This is a genomic window from Labrys okinawensis (assembly GCF_047345005.1).
GTDB lineage: Bacteria > Pseudomonadota > Alphaproteobacteria > Rhizobiales > Labraceae > Labrys > Labrys okinawensis.
Genome location: NZ_CP178864.1, coordinates 864,367 through 880,631 on the forward strand (window position 1 = coordinate 864,367; position 16,265 = coordinate 880,631).

Annotated in this window: 16 protein-coding genes; 5 read left to right on the forward strand and 11 right to left on the reverse strand. The window is 63.3% G+C overall.

Annotated elements, in window-relative coordinates; all coding sequences use genetic code 11:
- Nucleotides 1-28: 28 nt before the first annotated feature.
- Both adh and ACMDCR_RS04200 read left to right on the forward strand, forming a co-directional pair.
- Nucleotides 29-1,546, forward strand: a complete 1,518-nt coding sequence (gene adh, locus ACMDCR_RS04195; protein WP_413991316.1) for an aldehyde dehydrogenase — start codon at nucleotides 29-31, stop codon at nucleotides 1,544-1,546.
- Nucleotides 1,547-1,661: 115 nt separating this feature from the next.
- On the forward strand, nucleotides 1,662-2,057 hold the full coding sequence (locus ACMDCR_RS04200) for a DUF779 domain-containing protein (protein ID WP_413991317.1): 396 nt from the start codon (nucleotides 1,662-1,664) through the stop codon (nucleotides 2,055-2,057).
- Between the two features lie 41 nt (nucleotides 2,058-2,098).
- Here the strand turns inward: ACMDCR_RS04200 and ACMDCR_RS04205 are convergent, their stop codons facing one another.
- Nucleotides 2,099-3,013 carry a LysR family transcriptional regulator gene (locus ACMDCR_RS04205; protein WP_413991318.1) on the reverse strand — a complete coding sequence of 305 codons (915 nt, stop codon included), beginning with the start codon at nucleotides 3,011-3,013 and terminating at the stop codon, nucleotides 2,099-2,101.
- Between the two features lie 113 nt (nucleotides 3,014-3,126).
- Here ACMDCR_RS04205 and ACMDCR_RS04210 point away from each other — a divergent pair, with 113 nt between their 5' ends.
- The 3 genes from ACMDCR_RS04210 (at nucleotide 3,127) to ACMDCR_RS04220 (ending at nucleotide 6,367) form a co-directional block, all read left to right on the forward strand.
- Entirely contained in the window at nucleotides 3,127-4,059 is a 933-nt protein-coding gene (locus ACMDCR_RS04210; protein ID WP_413991319.1) for an NADP-dependent oxidoreductase, read from the forward strand.
- 12 nt (nucleotides 4,060-4,071) lie between these two features.
- A complete protein-coding gene (locus ACMDCR_RS04215) occupies nucleotides 4,072-4,617 on the forward strand; it encodes a cupin domain-containing protein (RefSeq protein WP_413991320.1) in 546 nt (181 codons plus the stop codon).
- A gap of 64 nt (nucleotides 4,618-4,681) precedes the next feature.
- Entirely contained in the window at nucleotides 4,682-6,367 is a 1,686-nt protein-coding gene (locus ACMDCR_RS04220) for a hypothetical protein (RefSeq protein WP_413991321.1), read from the forward strand.
- Between the two features lie 101 nt (nucleotides 6,368-6,468).
- Here ACMDCR_RS04220 and ACMDCR_RS04225 read toward each other — a convergent pair whose 3' ends face one another.
- The 10 genes from ACMDCR_RS04225 to hisF form a co-directional block, all read right to left on the reverse strand.
- A complete protein-coding gene (locus ACMDCR_RS04225) occupies nucleotides 6,469-7,224 on the reverse strand; it encodes an SDR family oxidoreductase (RefSeq protein WP_413991322.1) in 756 nt (251 codons plus the stop codon).
- A gap of 289 nt (nucleotides 7,225-7,513) precedes the next feature.
- A complete protein-coding gene (locus ACMDCR_RS04230; RefSeq protein ID WP_413991323.1) occupies nucleotides 7,514-8,269 on the reverse strand; it encodes an HAD-IIB family hydrolase in 756 nt (251 codons plus the stop codon).
- Nucleotides 8,270-8,465: 196 nt separating this feature from the next.
- The gene (locus ACMDCR_RS04235; protein ID WP_413991324.1) at nucleotides 8,466-9,224 is read right to left on the reverse strand and encodes an ATP-binding cassette domain-containing protein; all 759 of its coding nucleotides are present in this window, start codon (nucleotides 9,222-9,224) and stop codon (nucleotides 8,466-8,468) included.
- 4 nt (nucleotides 9,225-9,228) lie between these two features.
- Nucleotides 9,229-10,215, reverse strand: a complete 987-nt coding sequence (locus tag ACMDCR_RS04240; protein ID WP_413991325.1) for an ABC transporter permease — start codon at nucleotides 10,213-10,215, stop codon at nucleotides 9,229-9,231.
- Between the two features lie 75 nt (nucleotides 10,216-10,290).
- Nucleotides 10,291-11,235 (reverse strand): substrate-binding domain-containing protein, encoded by a 945-nt coding sequence (locus ACMDCR_RS04245; protein ID WP_413991326.1) that lies wholly within the window; start codon nucleotides 11,233-11,235, stop codon nucleotides 10,291-10,293.
- A gap of 324 nt (nucleotides 11,236-11,559) precedes the next feature.
- Nucleotides 11,560-12,789, reverse strand: a complete 1,230-nt coding sequence (locus ACMDCR_RS04250; RefSeq protein ID WP_413991327.1) for an argininosuccinate synthase — start codon at nucleotides 12,787-12,789, stop codon at nucleotides 11,560-11,562.
- A 191-nt stretch (nucleotides 12,790-12,980) separates the two neighbouring features.
- On the reverse strand, nucleotides 12,981-13,850 hold the full coding sequence (locus tag ACMDCR_RS04255; protein WP_413991328.1) for a phosphatase PAP2 family protein: 870 nt from the start codon (nucleotides 13,848-13,850) through the stop codon (nucleotides 12,981-12,983).
- 128 nt (nucleotides 13,851-13,978) lie between these two features.
- The gene (gene coaA / locus ACMDCR_RS04260) at nucleotides 13,979-14,932 is read right to left on the reverse strand and encodes a type I pantothenate kinase (protein ID WP_413991329.1); all 954 of its coding nucleotides are present in this window, start codon (nucleotides 14,930-14,932) and stop codon (nucleotides 13,979-13,981) included.
- Nucleotides 14,933-14,981: 49 nt separating this feature from the next.
- Nucleotides 14,982-15,299: a phosphoribosyl-ATP diphosphatase gene (locus tag ACMDCR_RS04265; RefSeq protein ID WP_413991330.1), complete on the reverse strand. Its 318-nt coding sequence runs from the start codon at nucleotides 15,297-15,299 to the stop codon at nucleotides 14,982-14,984.
- Nucleotides 15,296-16,093, reverse strand: a complete 798-nt coding sequence (gene hisF, locus ACMDCR_RS04270) for an imidazole glycerol phosphate synthase subunit HisF (RefSeq protein ID WP_413991331.1) — start codon at nucleotides 16,091-16,093, stop codon at nucleotides 15,296-15,298. The genes ACMDCR_RS04265 and hisF overlap by 4 nt, the downstream gene beginning before the upstream one ends.
- Nucleotides 16,094-16,265: the final 172 nt, after the last annotated feature.

Sequence of the window (16,265 nt, forward strand, 5' to 3'; positions counted from 1 at the left end):
ATGGCGCGCATCAAGGAGGAGACTTTGCATGAACAAACCTGAAGCCGTCCGTTCGCCTGGAACCCTGTTCAAGAAGCGCTACGGCAATTTCATCGGTGGCAAATGGGTCGAGCCCGCCGGCGGCCAATATTTCGAGAACACCTCGCCCATCAATGGCCGCGTGCTTTGTGAGATCGCGCGCTCGGATGCCAAGGACATCGAACTTGCGCTCGACGCCGCTCACAAGGCCAAGGACGCCTGGGGCCGCACCAGCGCCGCCGAGCGCTCGCTGCTCCTCCTGCGCATCGCCAAGGTGATCGAAGACAATCTGCCCACCCTCGCCCTCGCCGAGACCTGGGACAACGGCAAGCCGATCCGCGAGAGCACGGCCGCCGACCTGCCGCTCGGCGTCGACCATTTCCGTTATTTCGCCGGCGTGCTGCGCGCCCAGGAAGGCGGCATCTCCGAGATCGATCATGACACCATCGCCTATCACTTCCATGAGCCGCTCGGCGTCGTCGGCCAGATCATTCCCTGGAACTTCCCGCTGCTGATGGCGATCTGGAAGCTCGCGCCCGCCCTTGCCGCCGGCAATTGCGTGGTCATCAAGCCGGCCGAGCAAACCCCGGCCTCCATCCTCGTCCTCGCCGAGCTGATCGCCGACATCCTGCCGCCCGGCGTGGTCAACATCGTCAACGGCTTCGGCCTGGAAGCCGGCAAGCCGCTTGCCTCCTCCAACCGCATCGCCAAGATAGCCTTCACCGGCGAGACCACGACGGGCCGGCTGATCATGCAATATGCCAGCCAGAACCTCATTCCCGTCACCTTGGAGCTCGGCGGCAAGTCGCCCAACATTTTCTTCAAGGATGTGGCCGCCGAGGACGACGACTTCCTCGACAAGGCCATCGAAGGCTTCGTGATGTTCGCGCTCAACCAGGGTGAGGTCTGCACCTGCCCCAGCCGCGCCCTCATCCACGAGAGCATCTATGACCGCTTCATGGAGAAGGCGCTGAAGCGCGTGCACGCCATCACGCAGGGCGACCCGCTCGATCCCGCCACCATGATCGGCGCGCAGGCTTCTTCCGAACAGCTCGAAAAGATCCTCAGCTATTTCGACATCGGCCGCCAGGAAGGCGCCGAAGTGCTGACGGGTGGCGAGCGCAACAACCTGCCCGGAGACCTCGCCGGCGGCTACTACATCAAGCCGACCGTGTTCAAGGGCAACAACAAGATGCGCATCTTCCAGGAGGAGATCTTCGGGCCCGTCGTCTCGGTGACCACCTTCAAGGACGACGAGGAGGCGCTCTCCATCGCCAACGATACGCTCTACGGCCTCGGCGCCGGAATCTGGACCCGCGACGGCACACGCGCCTACCGCTTCGGCCGCGCCATCCAGGCCGGGCGCGTCTGGACCAACTGCTACCACGCCTATCCGGCCCATGCGGCCTTCGGCGGCTACAAGCAGTCCGGCATCGGTCGCGAGAACCACAAGAAGATGCTCGACCACTACCAGCAGACCAAGAACCTGCTGGTGAGCTACTCGCCCAAGAAGCTCGGCTTCTTCTGAGCAATCGAGCGGCGGCCATCTTTGGAGTGGCGGTCTCCGACCGCCACTCTTGGATACGAGACGCTTATTGGGAAGGAAGATGGCGGTCAGAGACCGCCACTCCGAAGGAGCCCCCATGGACGAATCCATCCCTGAACGCGTGATGGCGACGCCGGCGGCGTTGGCGCTTATCGAGACGTTGCAGGCCAAATATGGCCCGGTACTCTTCCATCAGTCGGGCGGCTGCTGCGACGGTTCATCCCCGATGTGCTACCCGCAGAACGATTTCATCGTCGGCGACAGGGACGTGCTGCTCGGCAGGATCGGCGAGGCGCCGGTTTATATCAGCGAGTCGCAATTCGCCGCCTGGGCCCACACCCAGCTCATCATCGACGTGGTGCCCGGACGAGGCGGCATGTTCTCGCTCGACAACGGCACGGAGAAGCGCTTCATCACCCGCTCCCGCACCTTCTCGGGCGAGGAGATGTGCGTGTTGAGGCCCGCCGTGGTGGGGGCCGATACGAGGCATTGACGAGGCGCGGCTCCCACGCACTGCCGCCAGTCGCGCGAATTTCACGTGCGGCCAGGGCGGCTGTCCCCGTCCGGCCAGCCGCCGTTCGGGAAAGCATCGCATAGAAACTGGATGAAGCTCGTGACCTTGCTGCTGGCCAGCCGGCGGGAGGCATGGAGGATCCAGACCTCCACGTCCCGGTCCGACGCTCTTCCCCAGGAAACCAGGACCCCGGCCGCCAGATCGCCAGCGACCATCGAGAGGGGCAGCAATGCCGCCCCCGCGCCCGCTCGAACCGCATCACGCACCATGAGAATCGACGACAGGCGAAGAACGGGGTCGGGAATCAGAGTGAAACCTTCCAGTTCATCGGCCATCTGCCACAGGCTTCCTTCTGCCGTGGCCGCCAGGACGACGGCCGGAACATGCGTGGCTGTTCCAACTGCGCCGTCCAGCCTGGGTCGAGACAGGGCCGGCGGCCCGACCACCAGCATCTGATCGCGCAGGAAGCATCGTCCGACCAGATCGCTGCTCGGGCGGGGATTGACCCGGACCACCAGGTCGTAGCCGTCATCGATGAGGTCGACGAACCTGTCCTCCGCGGTGATCTCGAGCCGAACATCCGGAAAAGCGCGCCGGTAGTCCGCGGCAAGGCGGCCCAGTGCGACATGGGAGAACAGAACCGGCGCGCTGATGCGCAGCAAACCGGCCGGCCGTGCAATCCCCCCTGCGACTTCCCGCCCGATCTGCGTAATTTCGCTCAATAGCCCAGAGGTGCGCCGGAACAATGCAGCCCCTTCCTCGGTGAGGCGCAGGGAATGCGAGCCTCGCTCCAGCAGGCGGACGCCGAGGCTCTCCTCCAGTTCCATTACCTGCCGCGACAGGGTCGCCTTCGAGCGTCCGCTGGCTCGGCTCGCCTTTCCGAAGCCGCCATGGAGGGCCACAAGATTGAAGTTGCCGAGGGCCTCGATGTTCATATCGATCCAATTTTGAGACGAGTCATCTCAAACTTAGAGTCTGTGTTTCCAAATCGCAACACTCTATTTGCTGCCCTACGACGAGCTGAACCGTCGCTTTGAGGAGAATGATCATGCAAGGCAATCGCGCGCACCGGCTTCACGCCTATGGCGGCCCGGAGGTTATGTCTTTCGATACGGTGCCGGTCCCGGCGCCCGAACCTGGCCAGGTTCTTGTCCAGGTTCATGCAGCCGGCGTGAACGGCCTGGACTGGAAGATCCGGGAAGGCTTCGTTCGCGACGCTTTCCCGCTCGTCTTGCCGGCAACCCTGGGCATCGAACTCGCGGGCGTCGTGACCGCGACAGGTCCCGGCGTCACCCGGTTCAAGGTTGGAGATCGGGTCATGGGGCCGCTCGCAGGCCTTGGAGCCTACGCCGATTTTGTTGCCGTGGATGAAGGCAAGCTTTGCCCGACGCCAGCCGGACTATCGGATGTTCGGGCGGCTGCCTTGCCGGTCGCGGCCCTGACCGCCTGGCAGGCTCTTCGGGCCGAGGGCGAATTGCGGGCCGGCCAGACCGTTCTGATCCACGGTGCATCTGGCGGCGTCGGCAGTTTTGCCGTGCAATTCGCCAAGTCAGCGGGTGCAACCGTCCTGGCTACGGCCTCGGGCTCCAGCCGCGACTATCTTATCGGCCTGGGAGCCGATAGAGTCATCGACCGTCATACGGAACGCTTCGAGGATCACGTCAGGGATATCGATCTCGTTCTCGACCTCGTCGGCGGGGACGCGGTGGACCGCTCCTGGTCCGTGCTTGCCGATGGAGGCGCCATCGTCTCGACGGCGGCCTTCGATATTGCGGGTCGCACTCCCTCGGGTCGCAAGGGACAGTTTTTCATGATGAAGCCTGATGCCGCACAATTGAGCGCCATTGCCGATATGGTCGCTACGGGTCGGGCACAATCCGACATCGCCGAGGTGGTCGATCACGCGGGCCTGGCCGCAGCGCTGGAGCGCAACCGGACAGGGCACGCGCCAGGCAAGATCGTCCTCGATCTCACCCTTTGAATGGAGCCCAGAATGGCCGAAAGTTCAGACACGAGCGCTCATGAAGGAGCATCGATTCCGGCGGACGATCTCAAGCGATCTCTCACCATCGCCAATCCGGCAGCGCCCGAATTGCCTCACATCTCGGTCGCCGGCGACACCTACACGATCCTGGTGAGTGGCGCACAGACCGGCGCCCGCTATTGCCTCATCGACATGCACGTGCCGCCTGGCGGCGGGCCGCTGCCCCACCGTCACGATTTCGAGGAAATGTTCACGCTGCTGGAAGGCGAGCTTTCGTTCACCTTTCGGGGCGAGACCGTCACCATTACGGCGGGATCCAGCGTGAGCATACCAGCGAATGCCCCGCATTCTTTCAGGAACATCTCGGACAGGGCGGCGCGCATGCTCTGCATGTGCACGCCAGCGGGGCTGGATGAGTTCTTCATGGCGATTGGTGATCCGGTCGATAGCCCCACAGCGCCTCCGCCGCCTCTCAGTCCGGCGGAAATCGCCGAGCGGCAGGCGAAGGCAGGCGCGCTGGCTGGCCGATACCGCACGGAACTCCTGATCCATTGAAGTTCGGGCCATCGGCGGCGGTGTGGTATGGAGCCAAGGACGGATTGCATGAGAAAAAGCGGGCATGGATCATTTCGACCTCGGCACTTACAGCCGTCCCATCTCCACCCGTTCGGCGGCAAGCCAGCGCCAGTTCGATATCGGTCTCAACTGGTGCTACGGCTTCAACCATGACGAGGGCATCAAGTGTTTCGAGAAGGCGCTGGTGTCAGACCCGGATTGCGCGATGGCGCATTGGGGCATCGCCTATGCCAGCGGGCCCTTCTACAACCTGACCTGGAAGGAGCATGGCGAAGCCGAGCTGAACCGGGCGACCCGGCGCTGCTTCGATAACGTCCAGCTTGCCCGCGCCAGGGCTGCCGGCGCCAGCGAGGTCGAGAGACAGTTGATCGAGGCGCTGGCGCGTCGGTTTCAGAAGCCGTACGGGGGCCCTGCGTTCGAACTCCAGCAATGGGACGATGACTACGCCGCCGCGATGCGGCGCGTCTATGCTGCCTTCCCAGACGATCCCGATGTGATGGCCCTGCTGGTGGAAGCCTTGATGATGCGCACGGTTCGGCGCCTGTGGGATCTCAAGACCGGCGAGCCGGCGCCGAATTCGGATGTCCTGGAGGCCCTCGAGGTGTGCGAACGCGCGATTGACCTCGCCGACGCGGCCGGCGCGCCGCAGCATCCGGCGATCCTGCATCTGCACATCCATCTCCTCGAGATGTCGACCATGCCGGAACGCGGCATGCGCTCGGCCGACAGGCTCGGCACGATGTGCCCCGATGCTGGGCACATGAACCATATGCCGGGGCATATCTATGTGCTTTGCGGCGAGTACGAGAAAGCCAAGCTTGCCAGCGAAAAGGCGGTGCGCGCCAACGACAAATATCTTGGCTATGCCGATGACCCGACCTACTACCTGCTCGGCTGCTGCCATGACCTCCATCTCATGATGTTCACCTGCATGTTCCTGGGCCAGCGGGGACCGGCCCTTTGGGCTGCCGACAAGGTGCGCAGCCTGGTGACGCGGGATGTCGTCGGGCTCGCCGAGCGGCCCAAGTTCACACAGACCGTGGAGGGCTACCACGCTATGAAATCGCATGTGCTGGTGCGCTTTGGCCGCTGGTTCGACATCATCGACGAACCGATGATTGGCGATCCGCAGCTTTACGTCGTGACGACCGCCATGCAGCACTACGCCAAGGGCGTCGCCTATGCGGCCCTGCGCGACTTCGCCAATGCAGAGCGCCAGCGCGAGCAATTTCAGCGGCACGTCGCCGGCATCCCGCCCGAAAGGCGCTTCCTCAGCAACCCGACACAGGCCTCCCTGGCCGTCGGCGCTGCCTTGCTCGATGGTGAACTCGCTTTTCACAAGGGCCACCACGAGGAAGCCTATGCGCATTTGCGTCAGGCGGTGCAGCTTGACGACAACCTGTCCTACACCGAGCCCTGGGCCTGGATGCATCCGCCCCGCCATGCGCTGGCCGCCCTCCTTTTGGACCAGGGCCACTATGCCGAAGCCGAGCAGGTCTATCGCGACGATCTCGGCTTGAGCCGGGCGGTGCAACGTTGCGCGCGGCATCCCGACAATGTCTGGGCCTTGCACGGGCTGGTGGAATGCCTGCACCAGCGCGGGGAGAGCGAGGAGCTGCCGGCTCTGCAGGTCAAGCTCGCCGCAGCGCTGGCGAAGGCAGATGTGCCGATCACCTCGTCATGCCTGTGCAGGACGAGGGCGCAACCGGCTCAATGCTGCCGCCATTGATCGCTGGAGCATAATGCATTCAGGCGGGAGCGGAGTTCCAGATCAACTCTCTGGCAGCAAATGCATTTTGCGATTCTGGGTGATCTGAAGGTAAGACGCTCTCAGCCTCGCCCGACCAGCGGCATCTTCGTCGCCATCACCGTCATGAATTGCACATTCGCCTCGAGCGGCAGGCTGGCCATGTAGAGCACGGCGTCGGCGACATGCTTCACGTCGAAAGTAGGCTCGGGTTTGATCGAGCCGTCGGCCTGGGGCACGCCGCCCGACATTCTGGAGGCCATCGGGGTCAGCGTGTTGCCGATGTCGATCTGGCCACAGGCGATGTCATATTTGCGCCCGTCCAACGAACTCGATTTGGTGAGGCCGGTCACCGCATGCTTGGAGGCGGTGTAGGGCGCCGAATTGGGGCGCGGGGCCGTGGCCGAGATCGAGCCATTGTTGATGATGCGTCCGCCGCGTGGGCTCTGGCCCTTCATCACGCGGAAAGCTTCCTTGGTACACAGGAACACGCCGGTAATATTGGTGTCTACAACCGCCTTCCACTGCTCGAAGGGCAGGTCCTCGATCGGCAGGCCCTGTGCATTGGTGCCGGCATTGTTGAAGACGAGGTCGACGCGGCCAAGGGCGGCGACGGTGGCGTCGAACAGGGCGGCGACGGAGGCGGGATCCGTGACGTCGGAAGGAATGGCGCGGCCGGCCGAAGCCTTCGGACTCTCGGCAATGGCCGCTTCGAGCACCTCCTTGCGGCGTCCGGTGAACACCACCGACCAGCCATTTTCCAGAAACGCCAGGGCGACCGCCTTGCCGATTCCCGTCGCCGCACCCGTGACGATGGCGACCTTACCCTGACCAGACATGCGCTTCTCCCTGATTCCCGATGCTTTCAAGCAATGAAGCATTTTGCCGATAGGTCAGACAAGATGCGGAGCGGCGAGACGCTGCAAAAAGGGGCGCGGGAAGCCTCCCCCACGAAGCTGGGGGAGGTGGGCCGGCACAGCCGGCTCGGAGGGGGTGTGGGCGGAGTGAGGTGCAGGAAATGGGACAGTAGTTAACGATTCTCGCGCCCTTTCCTGGCCACACCCCCTCCGACCTCACTTCGTTCGGCCACCTCCCCCAGCTTTGTGGGGGAGGCTTTGAGCCGCGCCCTTACACCGCCCCTCCCAGACAGGAGACGATCGTCTCGATCACCCGCTTGGTCTCCTCGGGATCGCGCACGCGGATCGAATCAACGCCGGCTTCCTTCGCCGCATAGTCGTTGCCGCCCGGGAAGAGCGCGTCGCCGGCGAAGATCATCTCGTCGATGGCGATCCCGAGGCGATCGCGCAGCTTATGGATGCCATAGGCCTTGTCGATGCCCTGGCGGGTGACGTCGATCGAGGTGGCGCCGCCCATGCGCACGGAGAAGTCGGGCAGGGACTTGTCGAGATAGCCCTTGAGGATGGTGCGCTTCTTGAAGTCGGGATCCCAGGCATGCTTGGCGTCGAGCGGGGCCTCCTGGCCGAGGGCGGACATGGTGATCTGGCTGCCGCGATCCTCGATGCGCTGGCCCCAGATGCGCTCCGGCTTGAAACCGGACTCCTCGAAGGCGGCATCGAGTGCCGCGATGATGCGCTGCCTGTCCTCGGGCGACAGGTCCTCGCGGTAGACGGGCTTCCACTCGCCCTTGTCATAGCTGAAGAATTTGGTGCCGCAGGTCGGCAGCAGATACAGGCGGTCGAACTGGTCGCCCTGCGCGAGGTTCGAGAGGAACTGCTTCTCGAATTGCGGCCAGTCGCCGCCCGAGATCACGGCCACCTGGGCGACGGTGAGCAGCTTGCCGAGCAAAGTGGACATCTCGGCATCGATGGCGGACTTGCTCAATGCCAGCGTGCCGTCGAGATCGAAAATGACGAGTTTCTTCATGAGGGCTCCCGATATTCCGAGCCTGTTTTACCGATTGCAGCGCGATTGTCAGGTACCAAATTTGAGCGGCGGGTCGTGAAATGGACTGAGTGGCGTCAAGCCACGTCCGACTTTGGAGTGGCGGTCTCCGACCGCCATCTTCTCGACCTGCAGAAGGGATGTTCGAGAATGACGGCAGGAGATCACTAATCCAGGCTCAGTGATCCATCCCCGTGATCACCCGCTCCACCTCTTCCACGCTTGTCTTCTTCGGATCGATGTCATCGGCCACCACGCGACCCCGGCGCATCACCACGATGCGGTCGACGACCTGGAAGACGTGGTGGATGTTATGGGCGATGAAGATGCAGGAATGGCCGGAATTGCGGGCGTTGCGCACGAAGTTCAGCACGCCCTGCGTCTCCGCCACGCCGAGATTGTTGGTGGGCTCGTCCAGGATGATGAGGTCGCTGTCGAAATGCATGGCTCTGGCGATCGCCACCGCCTGGCGCTCGCCGCCTGACAGCGAACTGATCGGCGTCGTCGGTGCGATGTTCTTGGTGATGCCGACCTGGCGGAGCAGGGCGCGCGCCACCTCGTTCATCTTGTCCTTGTCCATGCGGTTGAGGAAGCGCGGGCCCCGGATGGGTTCGCGGCCGAGGAAAAGGTTGCGCGCGATCGAGAGCTGCGGCACCAGGGCCGAGTCCTGGTAGATCGTCTCGATGCCGTTTGCGATGGCGTCGGTGGTCGTGCGTATATTCACTTTCTGGCCGCGAATGAAGATGTCGCCGGAGGTGGCGGGCACCGCGCCGGAAAGGATCTTGATCAGGGTCGATTTGCCGGCGCCGTTGTCGCCGAGCAGGCCGACGATCTCGCTCTTGGCCACCGTCAGCGTCACGTCCTCGATGGCGCGAATGCGGCCATAGGACTTGGCGATGTTCTGCATGCGGATGAGTTCGTCGGCCGAATTCGTCATTGGCTCAGCTTCCTTCCTGATGCCGGCGATCCAGCCATGAATGCAGGGCCATCATGCCGAGGATGATGGCGCCGATGAAGATGTTGTAGGCCAGGCCCGGCACGCCGATCAGCACGATGCCGTTGCGCATCACGCGCAGGATGAAGATGCCGAGCACGGTGCCGATGATGGTGCCGCGCCCGCCCGTCAGCGCCGTGCCGCCGATCACCACCATGGCGATCACCTCGAGCTCATAGCCGGTGCCGGAATTGGGATTGGCCGAAGAGGTGCGGATCGAGGAGATGATGCCGGCCAGCGTCGCCAGCACGGCGCACACCATGAACAGATAGACCTTGGTGCGGTTGACATTGACGCCGCGCGCCCGCGCCGCGTTGGGGTTGCCACCGGAGGCCTGGATCCAGTTGCCGGCCTTGGTCTGGGTCAGAACATAGCCGAGCACGATCGCCGCAGCGGCGAACCAGAGCAGCGACATATAGACCCTGAAACTGCCGACATAGAAGGTGCCGACCAGGACATTGGCGAGCGGCAGGTCGCCGGCGTTCCAGGTGCGCTGCGGGAAGCCGTTGGTGACGAAGAGGGCGGTGCCGCGCACCACCAGCAGCATGCCCAGGGTCACGAGGAAGGATGGGATCTTCAACCGCGTGACGAAGAGCCCGTTGACGAGGCCGATGAGGGCCGCGACCACCAGGGCGATCACGAAGGCAACACCAAACGAGGTGGCACCACTGTTGTACAGCGTCCACATCAGCACCGGCGAGAAGCCGAAGAGAGAGCCGACGGACAGATCGAATTCACCCGAGGTCATCAGCAGCGTCATGGCAAGCGCGATGAGACCGAGCTCGACGGTAAAGGCCAGGATATTGCTGATATTATCGGCCGACATGAAGTCGGGATTGATGGAAGTGAAAACGATGAGTTCGAGAACGAGGAGCACGAAGGGCCCGAATTCGGGGCGAGCTATCGCTCGCTGGAGCAATGAACGCTGTTCCACGTGATATCCTAGGCCAAAAGACAAAATATCAATGAAAAACGGCGCTCCCCTCAAAGGGAAGCGCCCTTCAGGAGATCATTTCTTGCCGCTGAGGATGTTGTCGTAGATCTGGGCGGCATCCTTCTCATAGAGGGCGCCGGTGATGACGTTGAAGCCAGGGCGGATGCCGCTCGCGGCCATGGACGCCATGGAAAGCGCGATATAGCTGGTCGCCTGCGGATCCTGCCACTGGGCGGCATTGACATAGCCGTTGAGCACTTCCTGCGTGGTGTCGAGCGAGTTGCCCCAGCCTACGACCGGAATGTCGCCGGGCTTGACGCCGACCTGGTCGAACACGCGCTTGATGCTGCCGGTGGCAAGGTCACCCAGGCCGATGATCGCCTTGATCTTCTTGCGGTTGGTGGTGAGATAGTCGCTCATGCGGCTGATGACCTCGCCCTGGTCGAGCGTGGTCTCGGTGACTTCCCAGGTGATGCCGAGCGGCTTGAACACCGAGGAGATGCCCTGCTCCTCCTGTACGCCATAGGTGGCGCCAGGCACTTCAACGGGGAGCCAGACGAAATCGCCCGACTTCACCAGCTTGTGGTCGACCAGATATTGCGCCCAGGCCGTGCCGAATTTGACATTGTCGCCGCCGACATAGGCGTCGAAGCCGGCCGCCGGATCGGGCGTGTTGAAATTGATCACCGGGATCTTCTTGGCATGGGCTTCAGCGACGATCTTGCCGAGGCTCCCGGGATCCGGGCTGGTGGTGACGATGCCGTCAGCGCCGGCCGCGATGGCGGCGCGGAAGGCCTCCTGCTGGGAGGCGACGTCGTTGGAGTGGAAGGAGGTGTTCACGGTGTTGCCCGTGTCGGCCGCCCATTGCTTGGCGCCGGCGAGGAAGTAGGTCCAGACCGGGTCAGCCGGTCCGCCATGCGAGATCCAATAATAGGTCTTGGGCGCGGCCTGCGCTACCGAGAGCGTCGCCGCCAGCGCCATCATGGCGCCAGTGAATAGCAGGACGAGTTTCCTGATCATGGGATTGCCTTGCTCGTGTTCCGATCACCATGTGACCAACGGGCTGGACTATTGCAATCCTCAGACAAGTTTTCAATTGGTACTTTTGAGTTAAAGGAACATCAGACTCGCAACCTCCAAATATTGTGATTGTCTTATTGGCAACCGGAATCAAGTGCGTCGCACAATTAGATTTTGCGTTGCATCATATTTAGGTCAGCAATGTTGTCTTATGCGGGCTTTTCTTGATCATATTGATCATTTTGAAAGCAAAAAGCCCTTTCCGGTGGTCGGAAAGGGCTTTCATCGCAGGATAAAGCGACGTCTGTCGCCTTCGATAATGTCTCACACCCCCAACTTGCGCTTGCGGCTGCCCAGGGTGCGCAGGCGGAGCGCGTTGAGCTTGATGAAGCCGGCGGCGTCGCGGTGGTCGTACGCGACAGCGCCTTCCTCGAAGGTCACGAGGTCCTGGCTGTAGAGCGAATAGGGGCTCTCGCGGCCGATGACATGCACGCCGCCCTTGTAGAGCTTGAGGCGCACCGAACCCGTCACCGCTTCCTGGCTCTTGTCGATCAGGGCCTGCAGCATCTCGCGCTCGGGCGAGAACCAGAAGCCGTTGTAGATGAGCTCTGCATATTTTGGCATCAGCTCGTCCTTGAGATGAGCGGCGCCACGGTCGAGGGTGATGCTCTCGATGGCACGGTGGGCCGGCAGCAGGATGGTGCCGCCGGGCGTCTCATACATGCCGCGCGACTTCATGCCGACATAGCGGTTCTCGACGAGATCGAGGCGACCGATACCGTTGATGCGGCCAAGCTCGTTGAGCTTGGCCAGCAGGGCGGCTGGGCTCAACTTCACGCCATCGATGGCGACGGCATCGCCCTTCTCGAAGTCGATGGTGATGACGGTGGGGGTATCCGGCGCCTTCTCGGGGTCGACGGTGCGCGAATAGACATAATCGGGCACTTCGAGCGCCGGATCCTCCAGCACCTTGCCCTCCGAGGAGCAGTGCAGCAGGTTGGCGTCGACGGAGAAGGGCGCCTCGCCGCGCTTGTCCTTGGCGATCGGGATCTGGTTCTCCTCGGCGAACTTGATCAGGGCTTCGCGCGAGCGCAGGTCCCATTCGCGCCAGGGAGCGATGATGGTGACGTCGGGCTTGAGGGCATAATAGCCGAGTTCGAAGCGCACCTGGTCGTTGCCCTTGCCGGTGGCGCCGTGGCAGACGGCGTCGGCGCCGGTCTTCTCGGCGATCTCGATCTGCTTCTTGGCGATCAGCGGGCGGGCGATCGAAGTGCCGAGCAGGTAGACGCCCTCATACTGGGCGTTGGCGCGGAACATCGGGAAGACATAGTCGCGTACGAATTCCTCGCGCAGGTCCTCGATGAAGATGTTTTCCGGCTTGATGCCGAGCAGCAGCGCCTTCTGGCGCGCCGGCTCCAGCTCCTCGCCCTGGCCGAGATCGGCCGTGAAGGTGACGACTTCGCACTTATAGGTGGTCTGCAGCCATTTCAGGATGATCGAGGTGTCGAGGCCGCCGGAATAGGCAAGCACCACCTTCTTGACAGATTTGGACATCGAGGGGCCCTAAAGCAAAATGTGTTGGAGTGGAAACGGTCTTTCAGAGCAACGCATTGCTGTCAAAGCATTTTGCGATTCATGGAGGCTCGATCTGAAAGAAAAAACGCCCTGGCGTGGGACTTCGCCGGATGGAATCGGGCCGGAGAAAATTGCGCTGCTATGGGCGGCCAGCGTCACAAGGCAAGGCGTCAGCGCCCATGAACGCCGGCGTGGTCGTCTGCCCGCTCCCAGCCGATCACCGTGACGCTGCCAAGCGTGGGCGAGAAGGCAGGCTTGCCATGGGCGAGATGGGCTGAGCGCACCAGCCAGGGCGGCTGATGCCTCAGCCAGGGCAATTGCGCGTGCAGGCGGAAGGCGAGCAGCCTGATGTCCTGTTCCAGCACGCCCTCGCAGCCATAGCGCCAGCGCCTGTCATGGAAGAGCATCATCAACGCGAAGGCGATGAACTGCGTCAGCAGAGCCGCAAAGACGATGTCGGAGAGGAAATGGCCGCCAAAGGCGAGGCGCAGATAGGCGACGATCAGTGTGAGGACGATGCCAAGCACCAAAGCCGCCCCCCCATAGGCCAATGGTACCAGCGCGACTACCCCGACTGCAGCGGTGGCGGCAGCAACTTCGCCCGACGCGAACGAGCAGTTGAGCTGGCAGGCGCCCGAGGTGTCCCACCACGGCTTGAACGGGTCGGCCCCGCCGAACTCGCTCACCTGGATCGGGCGAGGGCGATGCCAATGGTCCTTGAGCCCCACATTGATCAGGAGGCCGGGCCCGAGGGTGAAGGTAAGCAGGATGGCGGCAAGGCTGCGGGCGTCAAAGCCACTGCGCCAGCGCGGATTGGCGAGAGGTCCGAGCAGGGCGGCGAGGCAGGCAACGAAGATGATCATCGGCAGCCACTGGCCGATCTGGCGCAGCGCAGCGGCAAGCGAGCTCCCCTTTAGCTGAAAACCGGCGGCGCCGAAGGGCTGGCTGACGTCGAGGTCGAGCGAGGGGAACAGGCCGAAGAGCAGACCGGCACCAACCAGCAGGCCGGCGATCAGCAAGAGGCAGCGCGAGCCCTTCATTCCGGAACCTTCCGAACCTGCGTGGCGTACCGGGAAGAAACCGGCGCGAATCCACAAGTGCCTAAGCTATGTGGCGGCGATGTTACGGATTTATGCCATTTTGATGTGAATCACTGATGGCGTGCCGCTCAAAGCTTCCTCAACGAAACCTGTTCGATGCCATGGCTGTTGCCCTTGCGCAGAATCAGGTCGGCCCGCGGGCGGGTGGGCAGGATGTTCTCGATCAGATTGGGCTGGTTGATGCGGCCCCACAGCCCCAGCGCCGTCTCCAGGGCTTCTGCCTCGGTGAGATCGGCATATTTGCGGAAGAAGGAGAGGGGGTTGCGGAAAGCCGTCTCGCGCAGGGTCATGAAGCGCTCGACATACCAGCGCCGGAGCAGCGCCTCCTCGGCATCGAGATAGATGGCGAAGTCGAAGAAGTCGGAGACGAAGGGGATGGCCTTGCCGTCGCGCGGCAGGCGGGCCGGCTGCAGCACGTTGAGGCCCTCGACGATGAGGATGTCGGGCAGATCCACGGTGACGATTTCGCCGGGCACCACGTCATAGACCAGATGGGAGTAGACGGGCGCGGTGACCTTGGCCTGACCGGCCTTGATGTCGGCGAGAAAACGCAGAAGACGCTGGGTGTCGTAGCTCTCCGGAAAGCCCTTGCGCTCCATCAGCCCGTTCTCGCGCAGGAAAGCATTGGGGAAGAGGAAGCCATCTGTGGTGATGAGATCGACCTTGGGCGTGTTCGGCCAGCGTGTCAGCAATTGCCGGAGCACACGAGCGGTGGTCGACTTGCCGACCGCGACCGACCCGGCGACGCCGATGAGATAGGGCACCTTACGGTCATGCGTGCCGAGGAAGCTCCGGGTGGCGCGGTGCAGGCCCTGCGTCGCCGCGACATAGAGCGAGAGCAGGCGCGACAGCGGCAGGTAGATTTCCTCCACGTCCACCAGGGAGACCGGGTCGTTGAGGGCGCGAAGGCGATCGAGCTCGGCGGCGGTCAGCGTCATCGGCGTGTCGGCGCGCAGCTTGGCCCATTCGCTTCGCGTGAAGACGGAGTAGGGGGACACGGTCGACTTCACGAGCTGATCCATTCCGAATGCTTGTCCCTGACCGAACGCTATCGTCACTTGGTGGCCGCCGTCATCTGGGTCTCGCGGCCTTCTCGGCGATGCCGGACTGGGCCGTGCGCCGCTCCAGCTCCAGCATCACCTCGGCGAGGTTGACATTGCGTGAACGCAGCCCCACCAGCAGGTGGTAGAGGACATCCGCCGCCTCGGCGACGATCGGGCCCTTCTCGCCCTCGGCAAGGGCGATCACAAATTCCACTGCCTCCTCGCCGAACTTCTTGGCGGCCCGAGGCGGGCCACCCGCCAAAAGCTTGGCGGTCCAGGATTGTTCAGGCGGAGCCTTGGCGCGTTCGGCGACGCGCGCTTCGAGATCGGTGAGGGAGAAGCTCATGCCGCCAGTCCCGGTTCGAGGCCGTCGAGCCGCATCGGCAGGCCGGCATGGGCCATATAGGTCTTGGCCTCGCGGATGGAGAAGGTGCCGAAATGGAAGATCGAGGCCGCCAGCACCGCGCTGGCATGGCCGTCGCGCACGCCCTCGACCAGATGTTCGAGCGTGCCGACGCCGCCGGAGGCGATCACCGGCACGGTAACGGCATCGGCGATGGTGCGGGTGAGGGCGAGGTCGAAGCCGGCCTTGGTGCCGTCCCGGTCCATCGAAGTAAGCAGCAATTCGCCGGCGCCCAGCGCCACGACCTCGCGGGCGAACTGAACGGCATCGATGCCCGTCTCCTTGCGGCCGCCATGGGTGAAGATTTCCCAGCGATCGTCCATGCCCGGCGGCGAGACCTTCTTGGCATCGATGGCGACGACGATGCATTGCTGGCCAAACTTCTCGGCGGCGCGGGCGACGAACTGCCGGTCGGCTACGGCGGCGGAGTTGATCGAGACCTTGTCGGCGCCGGCAAGCAGGAGCTGGCGGATGTCGTCGACCGTGCGCACGCCCCCACCCACCGTCAGTGGCATGAAGCAGGCCTCGGCCGTGCGCTGCACGACATCGAGCAGGATGCCGCGCTTTTCATGGGTGGCGGCGATGTCGAGGAAGCAGAGCTCGTCGGCGCCGGCCGCGTCATAGGCGCGGGCGCTCTCGACTGGATCGCCGGCATCGCGCAGGTCGACGAAATTAACGCCCTTGACGACACGGCCGTCCTTGACGTCGAGACAGGGAATTACACGCGCTTTGAGCATGTCTTAAACCGAACGCGGGGCCGCCGGAGGCTGTTGCGCCGCACCATGACAGAATTGTTGCGGAAAATCACGTGTCATCCCGGACGCACTGCAACGCGAAGCGGTACCGCGCAGATCCGGGACCGTAAGACGAGAGGAGCGCCCCATACTGAACGTGGTCTGACTGCATCGC

Bases quoted from the DNA above. Each gene is read 5' to 3' on its own strand.
- ACMDCR_RS04210 (WP_413991319.1), top strand. From the start codon at position 3,127: ATGCAAGGCAATCGCGCGCACCGGCTTCACGCCTATGGCGGCCCGGAG.
- ACMDCR_RS04215 (WP_413991320.1), top strand. From the start codon at position 4,072: ATGGCCGAAAGTTCAGACACGAGCGCTCATGAAGGAGCATCGATTCCG.
- ACMDCR_RS04230 (WP_413991323.1), bottom strand. From the start codon at position 8,269: ATGAAGAAACTCGTCATTTTCGATCTCGACGGCACGCTGGCATTGAGC.
- ACMDCR_RS04255 (WP_413991328.1), bottom strand. From the start codon at position 13,850: ATGAAGGGCTCGCGCTGCCTCTTGCTGATCGCCGGCCTGCTGGTTGGT.
- coaA (WP_413991329.1), bottom strand. From the start codon at position 14,932: ATGGATCAGCTCGTGAAGTCGACCGTGTCCCCCTACTCCGTCTTCACG.
- ACMDCR_RS04200 (WP_413991317.1), top strand. From the start codon at position 1,662: ATGGACGAATCCATCCCTGAACGCGTGATGGCGACGCCGGCGGCGTTG.
- adh (WP_413991316.1), top strand. From the start codon at position 29: ATGAACAAACCTGAAGCCGTCCGTTCGCCTGGAACCCTGTTCAAGAAG.
- ACMDCR_RS04265 (WP_413991330.1), bottom strand. From the start codon at position 15,299: ATGAGCTTCTCCCTCACCGATCTCGAAGCGCGCGTCGCCGAACGCGCC.
- ACMDCR_RS04205 (WP_413991318.1), bottom strand. From the start codon at position 3,013: ATGAACATCGAGGCCCTCGGCAACTTCAATCTTGTGGCCCTCCATGGC.
- ACMDCR_RS04225 (WP_413991322.1), bottom strand. From the start codon at position 7,224: ATGTCTGGTCAGGGTAAGGTCGCCATCGTCACGGGTGCGGCGACGGGA.
- ACMDCR_RS04220 (WP_413991321.1), top strand. From the start codon at position 4,682: ATGGATCATTTCGACCTCGGCACTTACAGCCGTCCCATCTCCACCCGT.
- ACMDCR_RS04250 (WP_413991327.1), bottom strand. From the start codon at position 12,789: ATGTCCAAATCTGTCAAGAAGGTGGTGCTTGCCTATTCCGGCGGCCTC.
- hisF (WP_413991331.1), bottom strand. From the start codon at position 16,093: ATGCTCAAAGCGCGTGTAATTCCCTGTCTCGACGTCAAGGACGGCCGT.
- ACMDCR_RS04235 (WP_413991324.1), bottom strand. From the start codon at position 9,224: ATGACGAATTCGGCCGACGAACTCATCCGCATGCAGAACATCGCCAAG.
- ACMDCR_RS04245 (WP_413991326.1), bottom strand. From the start codon at position 11,235: ATGATCAGGAAACTCGTCCTGCTATTCACTGGCGCCATGATGGCGCTG.